The organism is Streptomyces sp. SPB074 (genome assembly GCF_000154905.1).
In the GTDB taxonomy this organism is placed as follows: Bacteria; Actinomycetota; Actinomycetes; order Streptomycetales; family Streptomycetaceae; genus Streptomyces.
In genome coordinates this window covers 6,678,428-6,681,208 of record NZ_GG770539.1, presented here as the reverse complement: position 1 = coordinate 6,681,208, position 2,781 = coordinate 6,678,428, and the positions used below count along the sequence as shown (strand labels likewise).

General features: G+C 75.1%; 2 protein-coding genes and 1 pseudogene. 1 reads left to right on the top strand and 2 read right to left on the bottom strand.

All coding sequences use genetic code 11. The annotated features are described in order from the left end of the window. Positions 1–429: Gfo/Idh/MocA family protein (locus SSBG_RS28575; RefSeq protein WP_158677824.1), on the bottom strand; the 429-nt coding region annotated here is incomplete at its 3' end. A 213-nt stretch (positions 430–642) separates the two neighbouring features. Here SSBG_RS28575 and SSBG_RS28570 point away from each other — a divergent pair. Next, positions 643–2,505, top strand: a complete 1,863-nt coding sequence (locus tag SSBG_RS28570) for a glycoside hydrolase family 15 protein (protein WP_008749516.1) — start codon at positions 643–645, stop codon at positions 2,503–2,505. Positions 2,506–2,540: 35 nt separating this feature from the next. Here the strand turns inward: SSBG_RS28570 and SSBG_RS28565 are convergent. Beyond that, positions 2,541–2,781 (bottom strand): annotated as a pseudogene (locus tag SSBG_RS28565) (hypothetical protein); the annotation flags it as partial.

The following is a 2,781-nucleotide window of genomic DNA, read 5'->3' as shown; positions in this document are numbered from 1 at the left end:
TCCCGTGCGGCGAGGTCCCGCGAGCCAGGCCGCGGAGGACGGGGCGAAGCGCATGGTGGTGAAGACGACGGAGGCGGTTCCGGCGGCCGTCACCGCCTCGGCGAGGGCGCGGGCGCTCGCGACGTCCGTGGCGACCGGCTTGTCCAGGAGGAGGTGGCGGCCCGCCTCGGCGGCGCGCGTCGCGAGCGGGGCCTGTACGTCGGGCGGGAGGGCGAAGGCGAGCGCGTCGCTCGTTTCGAGGAGCCGCGCGAAGCCGTCCTCGCCGCTGTGGGCGGGGACGCCGTGCGCGGCGGCGAGTGCGGTCGCGGCCTCGGGCCTGCGGCCCCAGACCCCGCTGAAAGTGACCCCCGGGTGCGCGGCGAGCGCGGGGGCGTGGGTGCGCTCGGCCCAGGAACCGGAGCCGACGAGACCGATGCGTTGGGTGCTCATGGGAGCAGTCTGCCTGTGCGCCTCCCGCCCCGGCCAGGGTTCATCCGCGTTTAGGGGCGGCCGGCCCGCCCGGGAGGCGGCGGCGCGGTGTCCGGCGGGCGCCGCCGTGGCCGGGCTCTGCGCGTGCGGGGACGGGCGCGGGCCCTGACACTGGCGATGCGGACCGGCCGGGGCCGCGCCCGCTTCCCGGCCCCAGTCACGGGAGGCCGGACGATGGCGGCGCAGGAGCGGCACGGCGCGTACCCGCCGATCGCGGAGCACGGTCTCATCGGGGACCTGCGCACGGCGGCGCTCGTCGCCGTGGACGGAAGCGTCGACTGGTTCTGCGCCCCGCGCTTCGACGCCCCGAGCGTCTTCGGCGCGCTGCTGGACGCGCGCGAGGGCGGGCGCTGGCGGATCGCCCCCGCAGCCGACGCCGCGGCAACGTACCACCAGTTCTACTTCCCCGACACGAACATCCTCGTGACCCGGATGCTGACCGAGGACGGCATCGTCGAGGTGCAGGACTTCATGCCGCTGCTGCGGCCGAAGGACGAGGCGCACCGGCAGCGGCTCGTGCGGCGCGTGGTGTGCGTGCGGGGGCGGATGCCGATGCGCGTGGGCATCGCCCCGCGCATGGACTACGGGCGCGCCCCGCACGAGGCGCGCGCCACGGCGTACGGGGCCGCGTTCACCGGCCCGGCGGGGGCGTTCGCGCTGCGCACCCGGGTCCCGCTGCGCGTCGGGGAGCGGGACGCGGACGGGGAGTTCACGCTCTCGGCGGGCGAGTCGGCCTCGTTCGTCCTGGAGGACACGCGCGAGGACACGGGCGAGCTCTCGGACGCGGAGGTGGAGGAACTGTTCCTCGGCACCGTCGCGTACTGGCGCGGCTGGCTCGCGCGCTCCCGGTACACCGGCCGCTGGCGCGAGCGCGTGCACCGCTCGGTGCTGACGCTCAAGCTGCTCACGCACGAGCCGACCGGCGCCGTCATCGCGGCGCCGACGCTCGGCCTGCCCGAGCGCGTGGGCGGGGAGCGCAACTGGGACTACCGGTACGTGTGGATCAGGGACGCCGCGTTCTCGCTCTACGCGCTGCTGCGGCTCGGTTTCACGGAGGAGGCGGACGCCTTCACGGGGTGGCTGACGCGGCTGCTGCGCAGGGCGTGCGTGGACGGCGAGGGCGGCCCGCTGCGCGCGCTGTACACGATCGACGGCGAGAGCGTGCGCGAGGAGGAGGTGCTGGGCCACTGGGAGGGCTACCGGGGCTCCGCCCCGTGCCGGGTCGGCAACGGGGCCAAGGACCAGCTCCAGCTCGACATCTTCGGTGAACTCATCGACTCGGTGTACCTGTTCAACAAGTACGGCAAGGGCATCTCGTACGAGGCGTGGACGGATCTGTGCACGCTGCTGGACTGGCTGCTCGACCACTGGGACCAGCCGGACGAGAGCATCTGGGAGACGCGGGCGGGGCGGCAGCGGCACACGTACTCGCGGCTCATGTGCTGGGTCGCCGTGGAGCGGATGGTGCGGGTGGCGCGGCAGCGGGGGCTGCCGGGGGACCTGGGGCGGTGGATGAGGACCAGGGACGCGATGTACCGGCAGATCATCGAGGAGGGCTGGGACGAGGAGGCGGGGACGTTCACCCAGCGCCTGCGGCCCGGGGACTGCGCGGAGGCCCAGGAGGCGGTGGGCGGGGACGCGGTGGTGGACGCGGCGCTGCTCCTGATGCCGATGGTGAAGTTCCTCTCGCCCACCGATCCGCGCTTCCTCGGCACCGTGGAGGCGATCCGCCGCGATCTGGTCGCGGACAGCCTCGTCTTCCGCTACGACCCGAGGCTGTCGCCGGACGGGCTGGAGGGGGCGGAGGGGACGTTCTCGATCTGCTCGTTCTGGTGGGTGGAGGCGCTGACGCGGTCGGGGGACGTGGAGGGGGCGCGGCTCGCGCTGGAGAAGATGTTCACGTACGCCAACCATGTGGGCCTGTACGCGGAGCAGATCGGGCCCACGGGCGAGCAACTGGGCAACTTCCCGCAGGCGTTCACCCACCTGGCGCTGATCAGCGCGGCGGTGAACCTGGACCGGACGCTGGGGGGCTGAGTACGGGCGGGGGCGGCGCCCGTCCGCCGGGAACGTCAGCGGCGGGTGCGGGCCGAGAGGCGCAGGGCCCAGCCGACGAGCGGGGCCTGGAGCGGGACGCGGGCCCAGGCCGCCGCGCGGTACGGGGTGGGCCTGTCGTCCCAGTCGCGGGCCATGCGGATGTTGGCGGGGAGGACGGCGAGGAAGAGCCCGGCGGCGGCGAGCGCGCCCCGCGAGCGGGTGGCGGGGACGGCGACGGCGGCGCCGACGGCGCACTCGGCGACGCCGCTGAGCCGG